16 protein-coding genes are annotated in these 23,957 nt (G+C 44.3%); 6 read left to right on the top strand and 10 right to left on the bottom strand.

Annotated features, from left to right (window positions below; genetic code table 11):
* Positions 1-11: 11 nt before the first annotated feature.
* The gene (locus JK628_RS00080) at positions 12-761 is read right to left on the bottom strand and encodes an ETEC_3214 domain-containing protein (protein WP_202287267.1); all 750 of its coding nucleotides are present in this window, start codon (positions 759-761) and stop codon (positions 12-14) included.
* A gap of 279 nt (positions 762-1,040) precedes the next feature.
* Here JK628_RS00080 and JK628_RS00075 point away from each other — a divergent pair, with 279 nt between their 5' ends.
* Complete coding sequence (locus JK628_RS00075; protein ID WP_202287266.1) at positions 1,041-1,502, top strand: GNAT family N-acetyltransferase; 462 nt, start codon at positions 1,041-1,043, stop codon at positions 1,500-1,502.
* Positions 1,503-1,688: 186 nt separating this feature from the next.
* Here the strand turns inward: JK628_RS00075 and JK628_RS00070 are convergent, their stop codons facing one another.
* On the bottom strand, positions 1,689-3,620 hold the full coding sequence (locus JK628_RS00070) for a B12-binding domain-containing radical SAM protein (RefSeq protein WP_202287265.1): 1,932 nt from the start codon (positions 3,618-3,620) through the stop codon (positions 1,689-1,691).
* Positions 3,621-3,926: 306 nt separating this feature from the next.
* On the opposite strand from JK628_RS00070, the gene tusA reads away from it, so the two are divergent.
* The gene (gene tusA / locus JK628_RS00065) at positions 3,927-4,172 is read left to right on the top strand and encodes a sulfurtransferase TusA (RefSeq protein WP_202287264.1); all 246 of its coding nucleotides are present in this window, start codon (positions 3,927-3,929) and stop codon (positions 4,170-4,172) included.
* A gap of 270 nt (positions 4,173-4,442) precedes the next feature.
* Positions 4,443-7,640: an amidohydrolase family protein gene (locus tag JK628_RS00060; RefSeq protein ID WP_202287263.1), complete on the top strand. Its 3,198-nt coding sequence runs from the start codon at positions 4,443-4,445 to the stop codon at positions 7,638-7,640.
* 310 nt (positions 7,641-7,950) lie between these two features.
* On the opposite strand, the gene JK628_RS00055 is transcribed toward JK628_RS00060, so the two are convergent.
* A complete protein-coding gene (locus tag JK628_RS00055) occupies positions 7,951-8,529 on the bottom strand; it encodes a DNA-3-methyladenine glycosylase I (RefSeq protein WP_202287262.1) in 579 nt (192 codons plus the stop codon).
* A 117-nt stretch (positions 8,530-8,646) separates the two neighbouring features.
* Here JK628_RS00055 and glyQ point away from each other — a divergent pair, with 117 nt between their 5' ends.
* A complete protein-coding gene (gene glyQ, locus JK628_RS00050; RefSeq protein ID WP_202287261.1) occupies positions 8,647-9,552 on the top strand; it encodes a glycine--tRNA ligase subunit alpha in 906 nt (301 codons plus the stop codon).
* Positions 9,553-9,563: 11 nt separating this feature from the next.
* The gene (gene glyS / locus JK628_RS00045; RefSeq protein ID WP_202287260.1) at positions 9,564-11,633 is read left to right on the top strand and encodes a glycine--tRNA ligase subunit beta; all 2,070 of its coding nucleotides are present in this window, start codon (positions 9,564-9,566) and stop codon (positions 11,631-11,633) included.
* Positions 11,634-11,703: 70 nt separating this feature from the next.
* Here the strand turns inward: glyS and JK628_RS00040 are convergent, their stop codons facing one another.
* Together JK628_RS00040 and JK628_RS00035 are read right to left on the bottom strand one after the other, a co-directional pair.
* Positions 11,704-12,885 (bottom strand): MbnH family di-heme enzyme, encoded by a 1,182-nt coding sequence (locus JK628_RS00040; RefSeq protein ID WP_202287259.1) that lies wholly within the window; start codon positions 12,883-12,885, stop codon positions 11,704-11,706.
* Positions 12,882-13,682, bottom strand: coding sequence for an MbnP family copper-binding protein (locus JK628_RS00035; RefSeq protein WP_202287258.1), 801 nt, complete (start codon positions 13,680-13,682; stop codon positions 12,882-12,884). Before JK628_RS00035 ends, JK628_RS00040 begins: the two co-directional genes overlap by 4 nt.
* 190 nt (positions 13,683-13,872) lie before the next feature.
* Between JK628_RS00035 and JK628_RS00030 the strand changes: the two genes are divergently transcribed.
* On the top strand, positions 13,873-16,596 hold the full coding sequence (locus JK628_RS00030) for a choice-of-anchor B family protein (RefSeq protein ID WP_202287257.1): 2,724 nt from the start codon (positions 13,873-13,875) through the stop codon (positions 16,594-16,596).
* Positions 16,597-16,658: 62 nt separating this feature from the next.
* On the opposite strand, the gene JK628_RS00025 is transcribed toward JK628_RS00030, so the two are convergent.
* The 5 genes from JK628_RS00025 to dnaA form a co-directional block, all read right to left on the bottom strand.
* A complete protein-coding gene (locus tag JK628_RS00025; protein WP_202287256.1) occupies positions 16,659-17,693 on the bottom strand; it encodes an HDOD domain-containing protein in 1,035 nt (344 codons plus the stop codon).
* Positions 17,694-17,814: 121 nt separating this feature from the next.
* A complete protein-coding gene (gene gyrB, locus JK628_RS00020) occupies positions 17,815-20,232 on the bottom strand; it encodes a DNA topoisomerase (ATP-hydrolyzing) subunit B (protein WP_202287255.1) in 2,418 nt (805 codons plus the stop codon).
* Positions 20,233-20,248: 16 nt separating this feature from the next.
* A complete protein-coding gene (gene recF / locus JK628_RS00015) occupies positions 20,249-21,331 on the bottom strand; it encodes a DNA replication/repair protein RecF (protein ID WP_202287254.1) in 1,083 nt (360 codons plus the stop codon).
* A 120-nt stretch (positions 21,332-21,451) separates the two neighbouring features.
* Positions 21,452-22,552, bottom strand: coding sequence for a DNA polymerase III subunit beta (dnaN, locus tag JK628_RS00010; RefSeq protein WP_202287253.1), 1,101 nt, complete (start codon positions 22,550-22,552; stop codon positions 21,452-21,454).
* Between the two features lie 19 nt (positions 22,553-22,571).
* Positions 22,572-23,957, bottom strand: coding sequence for a chromosomal replication initiator protein DnaA (gene dnaA, locus JK628_RS00005; protein WP_202287252.1), 1,386 nt, complete (start codon positions 23,955-23,957; stop codon positions 22,572-22,574).

Here is a 23,957-nt window from a genome sequence, read left to right as displayed (position 1 = left end):
CATCCTTGACATTAATCTATTTTTAAAAGTGTTTTATATTCAAAATGCGTTAGTAATCCTTCAACCATCACCTTAGGCGCAAGCTCAGTTACGGCAAAATAATTGGGATATAAATTTCTGCTGGCAGCTAAAGCACTACTGACATCTTCAATCCCTCGATCCAAATCAGCATTCAATTGATTTACAGCTGAGCTGTCGCTATCACTAAAGTTGCCGTAATTTACCGAACCCAGTATTAGGTTGTAGAACATCACTTTCTTACCTAAGTCATGTGATTCAGCGTAATACTCAATGTTATTTGCATCAGAAAAATATGTTTCTGTTTCAGCAAAATAACTGTCTAACGGAGTCGATAACAATGTCTGTGCTGTATAAGGTACCGAAACTTGAAAATCCGCCTCAAGGCCAACAATGGCATAGCCAGATAAACGTTGATCTTTGATCGCTAACGTCAGTTGATACTTTTTATTTCCATAGTAGAAATAAACAATATCGCTATCTGACTGAGATTTTTTGGATACGTGAGGATTACCGAAAACGCTAGTGACATAGGCTTGAGTTTGACCTACATGTAGGGTCGATATTTGCTTATATTCAATATCGTGAGTCCAGTTGGCAACAAACGCCTCATAAACAGAACTGAGTGCATCTTTAGTGTCATTCCACTGCCCTAGAGACAACATTACCGCAACAACTGTCAGGGCGACACTTTGCAGTTTACTCCAAAAACTAACCTTGATTGGCTGCTCACAACTATCCATGTTGGTTTAATCTTCCTTCAAATAATACCCATGGTTAAAAACACTAACCAATTGCAATAAAGATACAATACCACAACAACTTAGGAAAAGTTGTGCAACAGCTCCAACTTATAAAAAAACAGATATAACCTCCATAAATGGACTTTTTATTTTATTGGTATCGGGTATATTGACTTACTGGCAACACATTTAACCATATTCCCCCAATGCTTTATTCAATACTAAACAAGCAGCCGTTAAATTAATGTTAAAATAAATGATTAAAGGAAATATGCGCTAATGCAGCTTTTTTTACTGGCAGAAAAACCACATGCGTTACCTCAAATTGCACAATGGTATAGCGATGAGTGGGGTTATATTGGTGAGGGTCGCAGCACCGTAGAACTTGAGTTGAAACTCGGAGATTACCTCAATCATAGTAAATTGCCACTGATTATCTTGGCACAAACTGAAGGTAAACTGATGGGAGCGGCGCAACTGCGCTTCCACGAGATGGATATATATCCTAATAGAGAACATTGGTTAGGTGGCGTTTATGTTGCCCCGGCTTTTAGAGGAGTTGGCGTCGGCAAGGCCCTTGTTGAAGCTGTTATTGAAAAAGCCAAGCAGCTAGGGGTAATCAGCATCAACTTACAAACTGAAGATATGTCTGGTGGGCTGTATAGCTCGCTTGGTTGGCAACCTGTGGAACAGGTCAATTATCATGGTATCGATGTGCTAGTCATGGAAAAGCAGCTCTAGACCAAAGCGGCCGCAAGAGATGCAGGTCAACGCAGCTCAAATTGTTCGTTGAAGGCGCTAAACCTGTTATCGCTAAAATATATAAGGCCACTTTCCCGACAAAAGAGAGTGACCTTTTTGATAGGTTAAACCTGTTATGATTTGCCTGAAGCTAATATTGCTCTAGTGCTCCCCCTTAACTGCAGATCACTCTTCATTGCTGGCGATTAGATTGTTAATCGCATTTAATACCAGGTCTTTTTTCATCTCTGTGTGTACAGGCTGGTTAAACCAAAAGCTCATCGGCTGATCAAAGCCAATACCGTGCATATAATTGTAGATAGCCTTACGCAGCCCTTCACCAAGCATTTCATGATCTGTTCCGGTTGGATCAGTGAAGTCCACATCGTTTTCAGCGAATAAGATCTCAGGACGCTCAGCAAGCGTGATACCAAAATTCTCAGGGTTCAAACCAATTGGGCTGTGAATCGTGGCCACAAAGCGATGCCAGTATGCGGACTGGAAACAACCTTGCTCCATCATCTGACGCACCATTTCCAGTGAATCAACGGTTTCTTGTTCGGTTTGCGTTGGAAAGCCATACATCAAATAGGCATGAACCAGTATACCAGCATCACTGAAGGCTTTAGTTACGTGGGCAACTCGCTCAACACTGACGCCTTTTTTCATCAGCTTCAATAGGCGATCTGACGCCACCTCGAGACCACCGCTAACCGCAATACAACCGGAATCAGCCAACAACTGGCAACGCGCATGGCTAAATGTCCTCTCAAAGCGAATATTGCCCCACCAACTGATCACTACGTTGCGTTCAATTAATCTTTTTGCTAGCGAAAACAATACCTTTGGTGGCAGCGCTTCATCGACAAAATGGAAGCCAGTCTCTCCAGTTTCTTCGATAATTTGTTCAATTCTATCCACCAAAATATCGGCTCCGGCAGCATCGTAGCGATCGATATAATCTAGACTGACATCGCAAAAGCTGCATTTACGCCAGTAACAGCCATGAGCTATGGTCAGTTTATTCCAGCGTCCATCGCTCCAGATGCGATGCATGGGGTTAAGCATTTCACATAGAGACAGATAGTCCCCCAATGGCAGGCCATCATATATCGGTGCACCAACTTCGGTTTGCGGGATGTCGTGGAGTTGTTTATTCTCATTGAAGTGTACGTGTGGCTCACCATTTTCATCCTCTGCGAGGAAATAGGTTCGCATCAGGGAGTCAACCTCACGTTGGCCTTGAAGGTATTCCAGCAGCGTTATTAAAGGACGCTCACCGTCATCCAGACAGATAAAATCGACAAACTCAAATACTCTCGGGTCTTTCAGCGCGCGCAGCTCAGTATTGATAAAACCACCACCCATTACGATGGGAATTTCCGGATTGATGGCTTTACAAGTTTGCGCTATACGTAAGGCTCCTAACATGTTGCCGGGAAAAGGTACGGTTAACGCCACTACGCTAGGCTGAGTTTCTTCCAAATATAGCTCAACCAACTGTTCCAAAATTTCTGAGCTAAAACTAGGCTCATCCATCAAGGTATCGTATAGGTTGTCAAAACTTGGGTTGGCCGCGGCTAATTGCTCACCATAACGACTCACTTCAAAATAGGGATCTACGCCCTGAGTAATGACGTTCGACAGGTCATTAATAAACAGCGTTGCTAAATACTTGGCTTTATCTTGCACCCCTAGATTACCAAAAGCGGCTTGCAACACATCGCCAGATACCGCTTCCATCTGAGCAATAGCGTCAAATGCAGGACCTTCAGGCAAAAAACGACGGGAGTTGATACGCAGTGCCAGACTTGGATCTTTACCCTGCAAGAAGCGAATAGCAGTCTCAACAGTCAGGTGGTAACGGTCAAACTCAGCCAGAAAGGTTCTGATAACATCAGGCAGCTCGTCGTCTTCAAAGTGCTCAAAGTTTTCTTCCACATGCTGACGAATAATCTCCAATGCCGGCGCTGTCATCATTTCTAAGAAAAGCTCAATAGCAGGATCACGCTGAACCGCCTCATAACCTCTAGAGCGCAAAAAACCCGTTAAATACGCCGTTGCCGGATACGGTGTATTCAGCTGGGTCATAGGTGGAGTCATTAGAAGAACGGTCATAGCCTGCCTTTAAATAGTAAAACTGGAATATACTCTGCGCACAACAGTCTGTAACCACAGAGTGTGGCAGCAACCCCCTATGTCAGGATTGTTGCCCAAAAAATATGGAATGGATTCTAGCAAATGAATTATACCTGTTCTACTTCAAAGTGCAGGTATAGAGTAATGCCTTTATTAGTGTTCCACGTGGAACCTTGCGCTTTTAGCAAACAAAGCCAAGTTCACAAAATCTAGCGACAAGCTTGGATATACATCAGTGCTGGAGTAATATTAGCCTCTTCTGTTTAATCGTTCTGCTGAGGTAATATGAGCGACCAATTTAATGCTGCACAACACCAACTTGACGCTTTAGGATTAAGATGTCCGGAACCCGTTATGATGGTACGCAAGTCAGTTAGACGCATGAACGATGGTGAAACATTATTGATTATTGCAGATGATCCCGCGACAACGCGTGATATTCCGAGTTTTTGTGAATTCATGGATCACACTCTTATAGCGAGTCAAACTGAAGCGACCCCTTATCAATATTTGATAAAGAAAGGGCTATAACCACAGATATTTCAGGTATCCGCTTTAGCTGAAGCAAGGCGGCTTTTACCCTCTTCAACCGTTCAATAAAATCATCCAATTTAAATCTACTTACCCAGTAAACTTCTACCGAACTTAATTCCGATATACGCCATCAGCGCTTTAACTAATTGAAACAGTATTTCTGTTTTACTGTTAACGAATTTATGCGATAACAGTTACCGTAGTTCACTCAATTAGTTACCAATATTGTCACTCCTGAACAATTAGAAAAAAAACGATAGGATTAGCATGTTAAAGAATAAGCTCACCCCGCTATACGCAGCCATCGCACTTAGTTTTAGTATTCCCACTTTAGCGGAAGAAGAAGACAAAAAAGCATGGCAAGTCAACGCCCCGGCAAATGCGCCTCTTCAACAAGTAAAGATTGATGTTAATGAAGGCACTTGGATGAATGTCAGTGTCAGCCCTAACGGTAAGCATATAGTGTTTGACCTGCTCGGCGATATCTACCAGATATCAGTCGACGGCGGCGACGCCAAACCATTAGCCAAGGGTATCGCTTGGCAGATGCAACCAGTCTACAGCCCTGACGGCAAGTATATTGCGTTTACCTCTGATGAAGATGGCGGCGATAACATCTGGATTATGGAAGCCGACGGTAGCAACCCTCGCCCAGTCACCACAGAAACATTCCGCCTCCTGAACAGCCCTGCATGGAGTCCTGATGGACAATATCTAGTTGCACGTAAACATTATACCGGTAGCCGTAGTTTAGGCGCTGGCGAGGTCTGGATGTACCACGTTGCAGGTGGTGAAGGGGTAAAGTTAACTAAGAGACCGAATGAACAAAAAGACTTAGGCGAACCCGCATACTCACCCGATGGACGTTACATCTACTTTAGCCAAGATGCGACCCCAGGAAAAACCTTCCACTATTCGAAAGACTCAGTGAAAGGCATTTATAAAATCAAACGTTACGATACACAAACTGGCGATATCGAAGTCCTTATTCAAGGCACTGGCGGCGCAATTCGTCCAACGCCAAGCCCTGATGGAGAGAAGCTTGCTTACATTAAGCGCGATGGTTTCCAGTCATCTCTTTATCTATTGGATTTGAAATCAGGTAAAACAGAAAAACTGTACGGTGATCTTGACCGTGATATGCAAGAGACCTGGGCTATTCACGGTGTGTATCCAACCATGAGCTGGACTGCAGATAATCAAGAAATTGTCTTCTGGGCTAACGGTAAAATTAACAAGCTTGAAGTTCATTCTAAGACCGTTGCGCAGATCCCCTTCACGGTTAAGTCAGAACGCGCAGTGCAACCCGCAGTTCGCTTCCAACAAGATCTGGATAAAGATGTCTTCGATGTGAAGATGCTACGAATGGCGCAAGTCTCGCCTGACGGTAAAAAAGTGGCGTTCGAAGCTCTGGGTAAGATTTGGGTCAAGAGCCTAGCTGATGGCAAAATGGAGCGTTTAACCAAGCTCGATAGCGATCTTCGAGAACTGTTCCCGCAATGGTCTCGCGATGGAAAACGAATTGTATTCACCACTTGGGATGACCAAGAGCAAGGCACAGTCAGCTTAGCAAAAGTCCGTAATAAACGCGTAAAAGTACTGACTAAAGAGCCAGGTAAATACGTAGAACCGACCTTTTCTCCAGACGGTGAAACCATTGTTTATCGTAAAGCCAAGGGCGGATATATCACTCCTCGAACATGGTCACAGGAAACAGGTCTGTACCAAATCGATGTTGATGGCGATAAAAATACTAAGATAACAGCCTCTGGTTACCAGCCCCAATTTGGCGCAGATAACACACGCGTCTACTTTATGGAAAGTGGCGAAACGCCACAACTTGCCTCTATTGGCTTAAATGGGTTCGAGAAGAGAATTCACTACACCAGCAAGCATGCAACAGAGTTTAGAGTTTCACCTGACGGTAAACAACTCGCTTTTGCGGAACGCTTTAAGGTTTTTGTTACCCCTTTTGCTAAGCATGGCGAAACCGTAGAGATAGGCCCTAAGGCGAATAACCTGCCTGTATCTCAGCTAAGCGTGCGCGCTGGTGAGAGTATCAGTTGGAACAACAGCAACGACCAGCTTTATTGGACACTTGGCCCGGAGCTATATCAGGTTAAAGTTGACACTCAGTACAGTGAACAAGCTGAAGACACCAAAGTAGAACCAACGATTACCGATCTGGGTTTCAGCAAGAAAGCCGATGTTCCACGTGGAACAATTGCATTTGTTGGCGGTAATATTATCACCATGGAAAATGATCAGGTGATCGAAAATGGCACTGTTATCGTAAAAGATAACCATATTATTAGTGTCGGTTCAGCCTCTGTCATCGATATTCCTAGTGATGCAACTGTCATCGACATCAAGGGTAAGACACTAATGCCCGGCTTATTTGACGCTCATGCTCACGGCGCTCAAGGTGAAAGTGAAATCATCCCGCAGCAAAACTGGGAGCTTTACTCGAATCTGTCACTTGGGGTGACGGCGATTCATGATCCATCTAATGACACCACCGAAATTTTTGCTGCATCAGAGCAACAAAAAGCAGGTAACATCGCAGGCCCGCGTATTTTTTCAACCGGAACGATTTTATATGGTGCCAATGCGCCTGGCTACACATCACATATCGACTCGTTAGATGATGCTAAATTTCACCTAGAGCGACTAAAAAAAGTAGGTGCTTTTAGCGTAAAGAGTTACAACCAGCCTAGGCGAAATCAACGTCAACAAGTCATTGCAGCAGCACGCGAACTTGAAATGATGGTGGTACCTGAAGGCGGCAGCTTGCTGCAGCATAACCTCACCATGATTGCTGACGGCCATACAGGAATTGAACACTCACTACCTGCGGCAAATATCTATAGTGATATTAAACAGTTCTGGAGCCAAACCGAAGTAGGCTACACGCCAACATTGGTGGTTGCTTATGGCGGCATATCCGGTGAAAACTACTGGTACGATAAAACAGATGTTTGGGCTCACCCTCGCCTGTCAATGTATGTGCCATCCGATATTTTGGATGCCCGTTCAATGCGTCGCCCTACTGCACCCGATGAACATTACAACCATTTCAATGTTGCCCGTGTTGCCAATGAACTGAATGACATTGGAGTTAAAGCAAACATCGGTGCTCATGGCCAGCGAGAAGGTTTAGCAGCACATTGGGAGATGTGGATGTTTGCTCAAGGCGGAATGAGTAATCTTGAAGTGCTAAAAACTGCAACAATTAATCCAGCCAAGCACTTTGCAATGGACCATCAAATTGGTTCAATCAAGCAGGGTAAATTGGCTGACTTGATTGTTATCGACGGTAACCCTCTAGAAGATATTCGCGTAACCGACCGCGTCACTTACACCATGGTAAACGGCAAACTGTACAATGCCGAAACCATGGACCAGTTGAATGGCGGCAATAAAAATCGCGGAAAAGAGAGAAAACCATTCTTTTTTGAAAAATAAAATTCGTTTTTAATTTTTAGATCTGGATAACTTAGCTCTGCATTTTTATTTTCAGGAGAATTTATTTTTGATTCAAAAATGCAATAAACTCCAGTTTTAACTGTAAATACAAAAAGGGTGTTCCACGTGGAACATCCTTTTTTTTGTTCTAGGTTCTAGGTTCTAGGTTCTAGGTTCTAGGTTCTAGGTTCTAGGTTCTAGGTTCTAGGTTCTGCAAAATAATGCTCACAACTCGTTAAGCACAAAATAAATTTTTGAAGTTTTCTCTTTGACCTACCTCGAATCTACCTAAGCTTTTCCTAGTTCTATCTTAGCCCTTCCTAGCACCCTCTAAATCATAGCAAAAACAATCTGTTGTGTGGTCGTTAAACATGCCCACAGCTTGCATGAACGCATAACAAATTGTCGGGCCAACAAAATTAAAGCCCAACTTCTTTAACGCTTTAGACATAGCTTCTGATTCAATGCTTTGTGCCGGCATTTCCGCGAGCGAAGTGAAATGATTAACTTTGGGTTCACCGCCGACAAAACCCCATAAAAACTGAGAAAAATCATTACCCTGCTCCACATATGCCATATAGCCTTTGGCATTTTTAACAATCGAATTAACCTTTAGACGATTGCGAACAATCCCAGGGTTGAGCAGCAGTTCTTCTATTTTATCATCATCAAAAGTAGCAATAATTGCAGGGTCAAAATTAGCAAAAGCCGCCTCATAATTCTGTTGTTTCTTCAAAATAGTTAACCACGACAGACCAGCTTGTTGTCCATCAAGGCAGAGTTTAGCGAACAGTTCTTGGCTGTCGTACACTGGTCGGCCCCACACTTTGTCATGATACTCTTGATAGATGGGATCTTTACCAACCCAGCCGCAACGTATTACATCCATAGCCCTATTCCTAGATTTATCGTTAGTAAGATAAAAAATAACCTATATAAGCGTAAATCTACAAGGTATAATCGACACCATTTTCTATTTAGGCTTCCAGGCAGTAGACAAGCGGATATGACGACGAAACACGACGTAAAAACATTCCAGGGTTTTATTATGACCCTACAGGAATACTGGGCGCAGCAAGGTTGCGCAATTGTTCAACCATTGGACATGGAAGTAGGTGCGGGTACATTCCACCCTATGACCTTCTTACGCGCATTAGGCCCAGAGCCGATGAGCTGTGCTTATGTTCAACCGAGTCGACGCCCGACAGATGGTCGTTACGGTGATAATCCAAATCGCCTGCAGCACTTCTATCAATTCCAGGTCGTATTAAAGCCGTCGCCAGATAATATTCAAGAGCTGTATCTTGGTTCTTTAGCCGCTGCTGGTGTCGACATGAACATTCATGACGTGCGCTTTGTTGAAGACAACTGGGAGTCACCGACTCTAGGTGCTTGGGGTCTAGGTTGGGAAGTTTGGCTAAACGGCATGGAAGTATCGCAATTTACTTACTTCCAGCAAGTTGGTGGACTTGAATGTAAGCCTGTAACAGGCGAGATCACCTATGGTCTTGAACGCCTTGCCATGTACATTCAAGAGGTCGATAACGTTTATGACCTAGTGTGGACAGACGGCCCAATGGGCAAAGTTATGTATGGTGATATTTTCCATCAGAACGAAGTTGAGCAGTCAGCTTATAACTTTGAACATGCAAATGTTGAAGTGTTATTCAGAAATTTTGATGACTGCGAGAAAGCCTGCCAGCATTTACTTACACTTGAAAAGCCACTGCCACTACCTGCTTATGAGCAAGTGATGAAAGCCTCTCATGCATTTAACTTGCTTGATGCACGCCATGCTATTTCGGTCACCGAACGCCAGCGTTATATCTTACGCGTTCGTACCATGGCTAAGGGTGTAGCTGAAGCTTACTATCAAGCACGTGAAGCTCTTGGCTTCCCAATCGGTAAGTAGAGGAATAACTGATGAATTTTGAAAACTTACTCATTGAAGTAGGCACTGAAGAACTGCCACCAAAATCGCTACGTAAGTTAGCTGAGTCTTTTCTTAGCAACTTTACTGATGAATTAAAAAAAGCTGAGTTGAGCTTTGAAACTGCGGTATGGCATGCAGCCCCTCGCCGTTTAGCCATCAGCGTTAACCAACTTGCTCTTGCTCAAGCAGACAAGGTGGTCGAAAAGCGTGGCCCTGCTATTGCTCAGGCATTTGATGCCGATGGAAACCCGACTAAAGCCGCTATGGGCTGGGCTCGTGGCAATGGCATTACCGTTGAAGAAGCGGGTCGCTTAAAGACCGATAAAGGCGAATGGTTACTACATCAAGCTAAAGTGGTTGGTGTTGAAACTAAAAGTCTTATCGCCGCTATGGCGCAACGCTCTCTAGACAAATTGCCAATCCCAAAGCCAATGCGCTGGGGTACTAACACGACGCAATTTATTCGCCCAGTACACACTGTGACTATGCTACTTGGTAGCGAAATTGTCGCAGGTGAATTGTTAGGGGTTAAGTCAGACCGCGTTATTCGTGGCCATCGCTTTATGGGTCAAGCAAGCTTTGAGCTAGACCATGCCGACAACTACCTTTCAGCACTTAAAGAGCAAGGCAAAGTCCTTGCCGATTACGAGGTGCGTAAAGCGATTATTAAAGCCGATGCAGAAGCTGCCGCCACTAAGCTAGGTGGCGTAGCCGACCTTGAAGACGACCTACTTGAAGAGGTGGTTTCCTTGGTTGAATGGCCAGTAGTATTGACTGCTAGCTTCGAAGAGAAGTTCCTCGACGTACCAGCTGAAGCCTTGGTTTACACCATGAAAGGTGATCAAAAATACTTCCCAGTATTTGATAAAGCAGGCCAGTTAATGCCTAACTTTATCTTCGTCACCAATATCGAATCTAAAGATCCACAGCAGATTATTAGTGGCAACGAAAAAGTGGTTCGCCCACGTCTTGCCGATGCTGAGTTCTTCTTCGAAACAGATAAAAAAGACACACTAGAGTCTCGTCTTACTAGCTTAGAAAACGTTATTTTCCAAAAGCAGTTAGGCTCGATTAAGCAACGTGTGGAACGTATCTCAGCTATGGCAGCTTATATCGCTAGTAATATCGATGCGAACAGCGACGAAGCAGCCCGTGCAGGTCTACTGTCTAAGTCAGATTTGATGACTAACATGGTGATGGAGTTTACCGATCTTCAAGGCACCATGGGCATGCATTACGCGCGTCTAAATGGTGAAACTGAAGCGGTTGCCGTCGCACTTGCTGAGCAATACAAGCCTAAGTTCTCTGGTGATACGGTCCCAACGGCACCGATCTCAGTCTGTGTTGCTTTGGCTGAAAAGCTAGACACCTTAGTCGGTATTTTCGGTATTGGCCAAGCACCAAAAGGGGCGGCAGATCCATTTGCACTGCGCCGTGCTGCAATTGGTGTGCTACGTATCTGTTTAGAAAACAACTTACCATTAGATCTTGTTGATTTGATTGCCAAAGCACAAGAACTACACGGTGAAACGTTAACTAACGACAAGGTTGCTGAGCAGGTACTCGAGTTCTTTATGGGCCGCTTCCGTGCTTGGTACCAAGATCAAGGAGTCAGTGTAGACGTGATCCTAGCTGTATTGGCTCGTCGCCCTACCGCGCCTGCTGATTTTGACAGCCGCATTAAAGCTGTTGCTCACTTTAGAACACTTGAACAAGCATCTGCACTCGCAGCAGCTAACAAGCGTGTATCAAACATTTTGGCTAAAGTGGAAGGTGAACTTCCTGCGACGATCGACGATGCACTACTCGTTGAAGCAGCAGAAAAAGCACTGGCTACTAAGCTAACAGAGCTACAACCACAATTAGCACCACTATTTGCCGCTGCTAACTACCAAGAAGCGCTAGCACTGCTGGCAAACCTACGTGAAAGCGTAGATACCTTCTTTGAAGATGTGATGGTGATGGCTGATGATCAAGCCCTTAAGAATAACCGCCTAGCGCTACTTTCTAGCCTACGTGAACAGTTCTTACATGCCGCTGATATCTCGCTACTGCAGTAATATCTGACTCTATTGCGTAAAAAAGCCCCTTAGCTAAGGGGCTTTTTTGTATCTGCACGAGCACGATAAACTAATTTGAGTTAGCCCACTCAGCCCAAGGGTCACCAAAGTCTGCATTATTAATAAACGCTTCATCCGTTAAGCTATGTAGGAATGCAAGTAGGTGGGCCTTTTCCTGCGCAGACAGAGTAAACCCCTTTACAAAAGGACTCTTAAGCGGATTGAGTCGGCCATCACCTAAGTGCTTCCCTTCTGTGACGTTGCGGCCACCAGCAGCATATATATCAATGACCTCTGCAAGAGTTACCACGCTACCATCATGCATATAAGGCGCAGTCAATGCGACATTCCTCAAGCTAGGAGCACGGAAACGACCATCATCAACTGCGTTGCCCGTTACCTCAGCCAGCCCTCGATCGACCTCGGGATAACCCAATTTGTGCACTCGCTCTATCAATCCTGAGCGCTCGGTGTAATACAGCCCAGTGTTATGAAAAGGCCGACGATCTAAAGGCTGCTTCTGATGGGTGGTTGACTGAGTAAAGTTAAAACCGCCATGGCAGTGGTGACACTCTAACCTCTCAGAGAAAAATAGGTCCATCCCCGCCAACTCAAATTCATCTAGAGCATCATCATCAGCTTCATATGCATAGGCGTCAAAAGGTGAGTTTAATGAAATTAGACTACGTACAAAGCTCGATAAAGCCTGATTCACTTGGTTAAAGTCCGCAGTACCTTCATAGTCAGAAAAAGCATTGGAAAATAGACGTGGATAGGGTGGTTTCTGTAATCGTGAAAGAACTAACTGCTCATGGCCACTGATCCCTAGCTCTATCGGCTCATCACCAAACATTGGTAGCATGATCTGCCGTTCAATATCGGTTAAGCCATCGTGTGCCCAGGTCAGCGTCTTGTTATAAGCAATATTGATTAGACCAGGAGAGTTGCGCCGATGTGACTGACCAGTGCTACCAACCGACACAGTTTTAGCTTCAGCAAACGCCATTGATTGCAGGTGACAACTACTGCAGCTTTGACTGTTATTGGCTGACAAGGCTTTGTCGTAAAAAAGATAACGCCCTAAACTCACCTTTGCTACTGACATAGGGTTATCAGTAAGAACTTGCGGTTGCGGTAAGCCATTGCCTATCAGCCAGTCATATTCCGCAGCGGGCTTTTGCCCACAACCAAATAACATAAAAATAGCAGTGCTAACAACTGCAAATCGTAATATTAGAATAGATTTGTTCATTGCTGCAAACGCCATACTTTACTGTCACCATTAAAGCCCAGACGAGCGAAAAGCTGCTGACATACTCTTGTATTTGGATCTGACATACATGAATGTTTAGCAAGCTCAGCATCGTCGATAATGCCAGAGAGTAATGGGGCGAGATCTAACACTAGCCTTGACCCCTTTTGGTAATCGAGCTTTATTCTAGGCCTATTTGGATACCCGCAAAGCACGGTGGGTGCTCTCATTACACTTGCAGACTGGCATGCCGTAGACCCTAGATGAAATTGCCATCCGGTTTGTAAGTTTTGGACAGTAAATGTCTCAATTTTTTGTGATGCTTTCTTAGTTAAGTCTAATCTCAAGAACTTATGACCATTCTGCCAAGTCCAGAACATGTCGCTCTGGTTAAGGGGGCTGTCTGCGGTAAGCGGGTTAAGATGATTAAGCTCAAACGGTACACCAAGATCAAAAGACAGTTCACCCTCTTGTAACTGACCTTCAAACACTAACTGCCAATTGCCTGGCGATCCGCAATCCCCCCCCATCAGCGCGACGCGCGGTTGCTGGTAAGCTTGTCCCACCGAGTCTAGGTTAATAGCAGTACCGTTATTACTAAAGCTACTCAGGTAAAACTGAAATTGGTCTAATCGCCACGCCCTCAGTTCAGGCAATAACTGATCGCAACCCAAGGGTTGCTGTTGCCACATCAACTCAACATCTATGGTGGTCGGCTTAGGCGAACAAGCTGTTACGATTAGCACCGTCAACAACACTAAAAGTTGTTTTATACGACCTAAATTGAATAAATCCACTGAACCTAAACTCCTTGGTGGGCGTTACCTTATTGTTAACCATATGTTAACCTTTATTTAGAATACAATATTCATTAGTAATTGTATCCGCTAAATCGATAATTTAATGATTGAACTAGGGGCTGTCGATACCTGTAGAGCTCAATCAGAATACCGAGAGTAATAAAACTAAAATAATTGAGAAAAACATATGGATAACTTGTTTAAACATCAGGGAATTGTGGCAGCCTTGCTAGTGATTGTTAACTCACTAGCCTGCCAATCTGCAATGGCTCATTCAGAGCACGATAAAACTCGATTTGTTAGCGCTCAAGGAAAAGATATTGGCCGTTGCGATAAAGTACTCAGATCTTGTAAGACAATCGCTTACGCCGTAAAACAAGCGAATAAGGGTGACAGGGTATTGGTTGCTGACGGTGAATATAAAATCACCGACCTAGAAGAGATATTTTTACTCAACAGTGACATAGTCCCGGTAATGGGTGGCTATAATCGCTTTGATCATTACCAGTCACAGGCCCCTCAACTGAATAAGACCATACTCACAGGCGTCCCTATTGAGTTTGCTAACGCTCTGGAGCAGCGCGGTTTTCGGGTGATCAATGACGGCATAGCTCAATATGGTTCTCAGCTAGATGATATGCTAGAAGCGCACAGTTCATTACAGCAAAGTCAAAGTGACCAGCCTTGTTTAGACGGTATGTCTGGCTCCTTCAAGTGCAACAATATCGATCTTGTGTCACATATGCCACTCAATAGCTTCTCATCATCGCCATCGTCCGCCACTGATATTTGGGGCCACATAGACCTCAATACAGGCATAGAGTATGCCTTAATCGCGCTAAGAAACGGTACCGCCATAGTCGACCTTTCCAAACCTGATGCGCCCGAAGAGGTCGCTTTTATAGCAGGATCAATAATAGGCTGGCGTGATATTAAGGTTTACCAGTGGTTCGACAGCAGCAGCTTAAAATGGCAAGCCAATGCTTACATCGTTTCAGAAGGCGCAGATAGAGTACAAATCGTCGACTTAAGCCAGCTACCCGCATCGGTATCCGTGGTGGTGGATAATGCCGCATATTCAGTCCACAACGTATTTATCAGCAATCTTGATTACACCACAAATACAGTTCTGGATGGCGCAACTCCAGCGCTACACATCGTAGGGCAAAACAATAATGGTGGCGCCTTTCAGACCTACAGCTTAGCCGACCCCAAAAACTTGGCTCCGCTTTACTTGCATACCGGAGCTGTTCGGGAAGATTACACCCATGACGTTAGCTCTGTGGTCATTGATGATAGCCGCGCTCAAAATAGCTGCCAAAATAGTTTGTGTAACGTGCTAGCAGATTTTAACGAACATTCTATGCGTCTTTGGGATATTTCGACACAATCACAGCCCAGTTTGCTAGCTGACGTAAGCTACGCTAACCCTCAATATGTGCACTCTGGCTGGTGGAGCGAAGACAAGCGCTATGTATTTCTACACGATGAGCTGGACGAGCGCTACTTAGGAGTGAACACCACTCTCAGGGTGTTTAATGTCGATAGCCTCGAATCCCCTTCGCTAGTCAACGAGTGGATAGGTCCAAGTAAAGCGATTGACCACAATGGCTATGTGCGTGGCAGTCGTTACTACATGTCTAACTATCAACGCGGTATTACTGTGCTAGATATCAGCAACCCTACCGACCCCAAAGAAGCTGGTTTCTTTGATACTTACCCAGCATCGGATGGCGCTTCTTTTAACGGCGTTTGGGGCATTTACCCTTACCTTCCCTCAGGCTTGATCCTCGCGAGCGATATCAGTGGTGGTCTGTATGTCCTAAAAGATAATACCCACAGCGCAACCTTTGGTAGTAGTGCATTTGAACACTCGGAATCAACATTATTCCCAGGTGACAGTATTACCGTTAAGGTTATGCGTCCAACAGGCGCAGGTGCTGTCAGCGTCGGCTACGAAACCTTAGGGGCTTCAGCTCAAACTGCTACTGACTTTGAGGCTAAGTCGGGCCGTTTAGCGTGGGCAAATAACGATAATACTCCCAAAACGATTGTCATCAACACCATCGACAACGGCCAAAATAAAGAGCTACAGCTATTTCTGCGTCTGTTTGACCCACAAGGTGGCCTCACGCTAGCATCACCGAGTTACCACACATTGAGAATGGGTGACTTCCCAGCTCAATCAGGCGTCATAAGTTTTGCTAGTAGCGAACAAACAGCGACTGAGTCGGATGCTTCAATTAAAGTATCAGTACAACGTAATGGCGGTAGTGCGGGCGAACTGAAAGTTGAATTCTCTCTAACTGACGACACTGCAACTATAGGGACCGATGTCGAAGATACTCATGGTCAACTTGTATGGCTAGAGGGTGATACTCAGGCAAAAACAATCACCATTAGTCCTATAAATGACGATATTGTAGAGGGTACAGAGCTGTTCACGGTTGAACTACAAAGCGTTAATGGCAGTGAGCTAGGTACCGCAACTCTAGCGGTTAAGCTACTCGATGATGATAGAAGTAACACCGCTCCGGTTGTCGTCGTGAGCGAAGATAGAGAAGCAAATGCAGGTGAAACCGTCACTCTAGTAGCTACGGCGACAGATGCCGATAATGATCCCATCAGTTTCTTATGGAGCCAAACATCTGGAACTGAGGTGGTTTTATCAACAATCGACACTAATCAACTGACCTTTGTAGCCCCGAATCAAGATGCCACTCTTGAATTTAAGGTGACTGCGACAGACTCCTTTGATGGGATGACGGAAGCAAGTGTGACAATATCCGTAAAAACGGTAGCGGTTATACCGGAGCCCAAAACAGCAACGAGTGGCGGCGGTAGTTTAGGCTACTTCAGTCTTTTTCTGCTGCTGATGTTCGGCTTTAGGAAGTATAAACACTTAAGATAATGACAGTATAAAAGCCTCTAATGTTAGAGGCTTTTTCTTTTTGAAAGGTAACCTAATATCAATTAAAACAAGATCAGCTTTTGATGTAGCTCATCAAAACTCGCTCTGTCGATACCCGCTTCGAGTATTAATCGATTAAGTTGTAACTCATCCAGTTTATCGGCTTCAAGCAACATAGAACATTCACTGATCAAGTTTGCTCGCCACACAGCTTCTGCTAGGCCACCAGCAGGCGTAGAATCAACAATTGCAAGATGACTAAGCTCTGCCTCAAACATGGCGGGTAACTGCCAATGCTTAGCGAGCAGGGCGCTCAAACTTAATGATTTAGCCGTCATCACCTGCCTAAACAAGCTTGAGCAAGGTTGTTCACCGGGTTCCGCCTGCTTAAAGGCTTCTAATAGCAACTTAAAGATAGCAATTTTGCCTACATCATGAATTAACCCCAACAAAAATGCGCTGTCAGCATCTTCATCGGTTAACTCACCTGCAAGGTAAGCAACTTGCATAGAGTGACGCCAAATCTGTGAGCCAAAACGGCGAAAGTAGATCGGCTTTATCTCAATACAATCACGTAATAGTGTCGTTGTAATAAAGCGCCTCATCTGTTCTCGGCCAAGCTGTACAATCGCTTGCTGCAAGCTAGTGATCTCTTTTTCACTGCGTCGAAACAGCGGTGCATTACATAGTTTTAGAACCTCAACACTCAGCACTGGGTCTTTTTCTATTAACGTTAACAACGCTTTAGTGTCACTGCTTTCATCTGCTAACTGCTTATCTAACGCCGCGACTTGTGTGGGTAGCTTCAGTACTCTATCCGCAATGGCTTTAGGAGAAGACAGTGCCGCCTCTACTCGTCTAAATACACTCTTTTCTAACTCGTTAGCCACTCCATTTTGCTGGGTACTAGGAAATAACAAACTATAGAACAGTGCCGATATATCGATAGGTGTATCAACTGATGCTTGGGGAGGAATACTGCTTAATGGCGATGAAGTTATTTGATAAGACTCTGCCGCGCCGCCGAAACTTTTAGGCTTATCAATAATCACCTTATCTCTGATATTAAACAGTTTTTTAAACGCTTTCTTGAACACTTTCTGTGACCGGGAGTAATAATATCTACCACAGTTTATGCCGTAGTGGATATTCATATGCAATACAACAAAAAATCGGCGCTATATGCGCCGATTTCACTATTTGCAAAGTAAGTACAGACTATACGTCTAAGTTGGCCACGTTAAGGGCATTAGACTCAATAAAGTCACGACGAGGCTCAACATGATCACCCATCAAACAGGTGAATAGTTGATCTGCACCAATCGCATCTTCAATAGTCACTTGCAGCATACGACGTGACTCTGGATCCATTGTAGTTTCCCACAACTGCTCAGGGTTCATCTCACCCAATCCCTTATAACGCTGGATATACTGACCACGCTTAGCTTCACTCATCAACCAATCAAGTGCTTCTATAAAGCTAGAGACATCTTTAGTCCGCTCACCACGTTGAACATAGCCGCCCTCTTCCACTAAACCATCAATTTCAGCACCTAATTTCACAATACGCTGATAATCGGTAGACTGGAAAAACTCATAACTAAACAAGTAATTAGCATCAATACCATGTTTGCGAATGGTTATCTTTGGTAGATATACTTGGCGCTCTGGATCCAGTATTGGCTCAGCACTGTACAAGATACCGCCAGACTCTTTCTCTACTAAGTCAGCAATAAATGCATCAGACCAAGCTTTAACTTGTGCTTCATCACTCAACATTTCGCTAGTTAACTCAGGATGGTACAACATCAAGTCAGCAATGTTAGTTGGGTAACGTTTTTCAAGACGCTGAATAATCGCTTCCACTTCACGATACTGGTTAACCAACGTCTCTAATGGCTGGCCAGACATACCAGGTGCACCTTGCGCAGGATAAATATTGGCGTTATCGAGTGCTTGAGTCGTTAGATATTCCGTTAGTGCTGGATCATCTTTTAGATACTGCTCTTGTTTACCCTTTTTCACTTTATACAAAGGTGGCTGTGCAATGTAGATGTAACCACGTTCAATAAGCTCAGGCATTTGACGGAAGAAGAAGGTCAATAGCAAGGTACGAATGTGCGAGCCATCGACGTCGGCATCGGTCATGATGACGATATTGTGATAACGCGTTTTTTCTGGATCATATTCATCACGGCCAATACCGCAACCGAGTGCAGTGATCAGTGTGACCACTTCTTGCGAAGATAACATCTTATCAAAACGTGCTTTTTCAACGTTTAAGATCTTACCTTTAAGCGGAAGAATGGCTTGATTCTTACGGTTACGTCCCTGCTTGGCTGATCCGCCAGCAGAGTCCCCTTCCACTATGTAGATTTCAGAAAGACCTGGGTCCTTCTCTTGGCAATCGGCCAACTTACCTGGCAAACCACCTAAATCGAGTGCACCTTTACGACGTGTAAGCTCACGGGCTTTACGCGCAGCTTCACGAGCACGAGATGCATCGATGATCTTACCAACAATCAACTTAGCTTCATTTGGATGCTCAACTAGGTAATCACCCAACTGTTCGCCCATTGTCTGCTCAACAGCCGTTTTAACTTCACTAGACACCAATTTATCTTTGGTCTGTGAGCTAAACTTAGGATCCGGTACTTTAACAGAGATAACAGCAGTTAGGCCTTCACGAGCATCATCACCCGTAGCGGCAGTCTTGCCCTTCTTGTTATAACCCTCTTTTTCCATGTAGTTGTTTAAGTTACGCGTTAATGCGCCACGGAAACCCGCTAAGTGAGTTCCACCATCGCGCTGAGGAATGTTGTTGGTAAAACAGAAGATGTTCTCTTGGAAGCCATCGTTCCACTGCATCGCGACTTCAACGGTAATACCGTCTTCACGCTCTTGAATAAAATGGAAAACGTCTTTGTTTACCGGTGTTTTGTTAACGTTCAAATAATCAACAAAAGCACTGATACCACCGTCGTACTTAAAAAACTCATCACGGTCATCACGCTCGTCAACAAGACGAACACCAACACCAGAGTTTAGGAACGAAAGCTCACGGACACGCTTAGCTAAAATATCAAAGTGGAACAATACGTCGCTAAAGGTCTCTTCACTTGGCCAGAAACGAATTTCAGTACCGGTATTTGTCGCATCGCCAATAGCTTTGATCGGCTCATCTGGCTCACCATGAGTGTAAAACTGCTCATAGAGTTTACCGTCACGACGAATTGTCAGCTGTAGCTTGTGAGATAGTGCGTTTACAACAGAAACACCAACACCATGTAAACCGCCTGATACTTTATAAGAGTTATCATCGAACTTACCACCAGCATGAAGTACCGTCATAATAACTTCAGCTGCAGAGATGCCCTCTTCTGGGTGGATCTCAACAGGAATACCACGACCATCATCTTTTACCGATACAGATCCATCAGTATGGATTGTAATGATAACGTCACTACAGTAGCCGGCTAAGGCTTCATCGATAGAGTTATCGACTACTTCGAATACCATGTGATGTAGACCGGTGCCATCATCGGTATCACCAATGTACATTCCTGGTCTTTTACGTACCGCATCAAGGCCTTTTAGTACCTTAATACTCGAAGAATCATAACTATTCTCTGACATATTATTCTCTCGTCGGTTATTCAATTACCGTTACACGCCCATGTTCCACATGGAACACCTTGCTTGGTGGCGTGATTAACGAATCGACTATTGCTGCTGGTTCGATTGCCGTGACAAAAACTTGTGCGCCGGTATCAGCTAACTGCTGTAGCAATAGTTTTCTATGCTGTGCATCCAATTCCGATGGAAGGTCATCCACCAGATAAATACTTTTTTTATCTATTTGTTGTTTGAGCAACTTTCCTTGTGCAATACGCAATGCACAGACTAACAATTTCAACTGTCCACGGGATAAAGCATCTTGTGCTGGTAGTGTTCCTACCCGCAATCTTAAGTCCGCTTTATGAGGTCCGCTGACGGTAAAGCCTGTGGCTAAATCTCTGGGATACTGCGTCTCGAGCAGCTGTGCATACTCTGTTTTACTATCCCATCCTCGGGTAAAAGAAACCTTTACATCAACCTGAGGTAAAAACTCTTCGATTATACCCTTAAGTAGCTCATTTAACGAGTCTACATATTGCTTTCGTATATCAGTGACCAGTTCAGCATAACGAATAAATTCTTTATCCCAAAACTGTATCGAACTATAAGGCGATTCATCCCTGAGCAATTGATTTCGTTGCTTTAATATTCGGCGTACATTTACCCAAGCAGCATAAAAGCGAGGGTCAGAATGAAATGCCCCCCAATCAATAAACTGTCGTCTGGATTTTGGCCCCTCAAAAAGCAAAGAAAAGCTTTCTGGAGTGATCACCTGAATCGGTAAAGATTCTGCTAATGTCGATAAACGTTTCACTTTATCGCCATTTATTTTAACTTCAATCTCGCCACTTCTAAACCGCCTGAGACCAATTTTACTCTCATCTTCTGCTGTCAGCATATTGGCAAATAAAGTCAGTGCATCCTGGTCATGCTTTATCACTCGCTGGGACAGATGGCTGCGAAAAGAGCGTCCCATCCCCAAAAAGTAGATAGCTTCTAAAATACTGGTCTTGCCGCTACCGTTTTGGCCATAAATTAAATTGAGCCCTTCACCTGGCTGCAATTGCGCAGAGGCAATATTACGGAAAGCTTCAATGTGAAGACGGTTAAGGCTCATTAGTACCCTTTAAGACGACGGGAGGAGTAAATATAGTGGAATAGTTAGTTATACCAGATAAAGCCGACTGAGTGTCTTAGAAACTTTATCTGGTATCAAACGGCAGAATGAAACGCTCGGCTATAAGCGCATTGGCATAACAACATACATAGAGTTCTGCTCTACGTGATTATCGATAAGTGCGCTTGAGTTACCATCAATTAGCGTAATACGCACATCATCAGACGGTAGGTTGTTTAATACATCCAGTAGATAACTAACGTTAAAACCTATCTCTAGTGGGCTGTTTTCGTATTCAACATCTAAGATCTCTTCCGCTTCTTCCTGTTCGGGGTTATTGGCGGTGATCTTAAGTAGATTGTTTTCTAACTGTACTCGCACACCACGGAACTTCTCATTCGATAGAATAGACGCACGTAGCAAGGCTTGCTTAAGCTGCAGACGGCTAGCAATAACAATCTTATCGCCGCCTTTAGGCAACACACGACGATAATCAGGGAAACGTCCATCTACCAGCTTACTGGTAAACGTAGCAGTCGCTGTAGTTGCTCTAATGGCGTTATCGCCGATTGCAATGGTGACATCTAGATCATCACCTTCGAATGAACGCATAAGCTCTAACACACCTTTACGCGGCACAATCACCTGCTTTTCAGGTAAAGAAGCTTCAATCGTACGATGACTCATTGCCAAACGGTGGCCATCTGTTGCGATAGCACGCAGTACATTGCCCTCGGTCTCTAATAACAAACCGTTAAGGTAGTAACGCACATCTTGGTTTGCCATTGAGAACTGGGTCGCATCAATTAAGGACTTCATAGTGCCTTGCTTGAGGGTAAATTCAATATCAGCTTCAAACGCTTCTACATTGGGGTACTCTTCAGCTGGCAAAGTTGCCAAAGTGAAACGACTGCGACCTGAACGTAATAATAAGCGATTTTCTTGCTGTTCAATCTTAAGCTCTACCTGATCGGGTAGAGATTTAACGATATCTAAAAATTTCTTTGCGGGAACCGTTGTACGACCTTCAAGGACTTCCCCCTCAAGTTGCACTTCGCCGACTAATTCAACTTCTAAATCAGTACCGGTCAACTTAAGTGAGTGAGTACTTACTTCTACTAAAAGGTTCGCCAGGATAGGCAAGTTGTGACGTCTCTCCACCGCTCCACTAACTAACTGAAGTGGCTTTAATAGGGCATCCCTATCAATAGAAAATTTCATTGGTTTCAATTCCCTGATATTAAGAAGATAAGGTTCGTATCAAGTTAGCATAATCTTCTTTAATGTCATGACTTTCTTCACGCAATTGCGCTATTTTACGACATGCATGCAAAACTGTCGTATGGTCACGACCACCAAATGCATCACCAATTTCAGGTAAGCTTTGGTTAGTAAGTTCTTTAGATAACGCCATAGCCATCTGTCTTGGACGCGCCACACTACGTGAACGACGCTTCGACAACATATCAGCCATTTTAATTTTGTAGTACTCAGCAACGGTCTTTTGAATATTATCGATAGTGACCAGCTTTTCTTGCAGCGCAAGCAGGTCACGCAATGCTTCGCGGACGAAGTCGATAGTAATAGGACGACCGGTAAAGTTCGCATTGGCGATAACACGGTTAAGTGCGCCTTCAAGCTCACGAACATTAGAGCGTAAACGCTTAGCAATAAAGAAGGCCACTTCATCAGGCAGATTAATGCCGCTCTCTTGTGCTTTACGCATCAAGATCGCCACACGAGTTTCTAACTCTGGCGGCTCAATCGCGACGGTCAGACCCCAACCAAATCGAGACTTAAGACGATCTTCAACACCGTCGATTTCTTTTGGATATTTATCCGAGGTTAGAATGATCTGATGGTTACCCTCTAATAGTGCATTAAAGGTATGGAAGAACTCTTCTTGCGAACGATCCTTGTTGGCAAAGAATTGAATATCATCAATAAAGAGTGCATCAACACTGCGGTAGTAACGCTTAAACTCTTCAATTGCATTGTTTTGCAGGGCTTTAACCATGTCCTGTACAAAACGCTCTGAATGCATGTAAACCACTTTAGCATCCGGCTTGTTCTTAATAATGCCATTACCCACGGCGTGCAACAGGTGGGTTTTACCCAAACCTGTACCACCATAAAGAAACAGTGGGTTATAAGCGCCACCAGGATTTTCAGATACCTGCAGTGCTGCCGCTTTACCTAACTGGTTTGACTTACCCTCTACGAAGTTATCAAACTGATAAGTTGGGTTAATATTGCTGCGGTGATTGGCGGTAATGGCAGGTTCTGCCTGAGGGGCATTAAATGTCGGTCGCTCTACCGTTTTTCTCACTGCTGGTCGACTTCGCATCGATGCTGTTGCTTGCACAACTGGCTTGGCGGATGGGCGACTACCGATGTCAAAACGTAAATTAGGTGCATCGGCACCCATCTGTTCGGTAAAAAATTGATTGATGATATTAAGGTATTTATCTCTAACCCAATCTAAAACGAAACGGTTAGGTGCATATATGACAAGCGTGTCGCCTTCCATCTCTGCCTGTAACGGTCTTATCCACATACTGAATTGCTGAGCAGAAAGCTCATCTTGCAGCCTTGCGATACATTGTTGCCAAAGTGAAACCGCCAC

It is taken from the genome of Shewanella sp. KX20019 (assembly GCF_016757755.1).
In the GTDB taxonomy this organism is placed as follows: Bacteria; Pseudomonadota; Gammaproteobacteria; order Enterobacterales; family Shewanellaceae; genus Shewanella.
The sequence above is the reverse complement of the archived record's forward strand: the minus strand, read 5'-3'. Positions and strand labels throughout refer to the sequence as shown.

Bases quoted from the DNA above. Each gene is read 5' to 3' on its own strand.
- JK628_RS00080 (WP_202287267.1), bottom strand. From the start codon at position 761: ATGGATAGTTGTGAGCAGCCAATCAAGGTTAGTTTTTGGAGTAAACTG.
- JK628_RS00075 (WP_202287266.1), top strand. From the start codon at position 1,041: ATGCAGCTTTTTTTACTGGCAGAAAAACCACATGCGTTACCTCAAATT.
- JK628_RS00070 (WP_202287265.1), bottom strand. From the start codon at position 3,620: ATGACCGTTCTTCTAATGACTCCACCTATGACCCAGCTGAATACACCG.
- tusA (WP_202287264.1), top strand. From the start codon at position 3,927: ATGAGCGACCAATTTAATGCTGCACAACACCAACTTGACGCTTTAGGA.
- JK628_RS00060 (WP_202287263.1), top strand. From the start codon at position 4,443: ATGTTAAAGAATAAGCTCACCCCGCTATACGCAGCCATCGCACTTAGT.
- JK628_RS00055 (WP_202287262.1), bottom strand. From the start codon at position 8,529: ATGGATGTAATACGTTGCGGCTGGGTTGGTAAAGATCCCATCTATCAA.
- glyQ (WP_202287261.1), top strand. From the start codon at position 8,647: ATGACGACGAAACACGACGTAAAAACATTCCAGGGTTTTATTATGACC.
- glyS (WP_202287260.1), top strand. From the start codon at position 9,564: ATGAATTTTGAAAACTTACTCATTGAAGTAGGCACTGAAGAACTGCCA.
- JK628_RS00040 (WP_202287259.1), bottom strand. From the start codon at position 12,885: ATGAACAAATCTATTCTAATATTACGATTTGCAGTTGTTAGCACTGCT.
- JK628_RS00030 (WP_202287257.1), top strand. From the start codon at position 13,873: ATGGATAACTTGTTTAAACATCAGGGAATTGTGGCAGCCTTGCTAGTG.
- gyrB (WP_202287255.1), bottom strand. From the start codon at position 20,232: ATGTCAGAGAATAGTTATGATTCTTCGAGTATTAAGGTACTAAAAGGC.
- recF (WP_202287254.1), bottom strand. From the start codon at position 21,331: ATGAGCCTTAACCGTCTTCACATTGAAGCTTTCCGTAATATTGCCTCT.
- dnaN (WP_202287253.1), bottom strand. From the start codon at position 22,552: ATGAAATTTTCTATTGATAGGGATGCCCTATTAAAGCCACTTCAGTTA.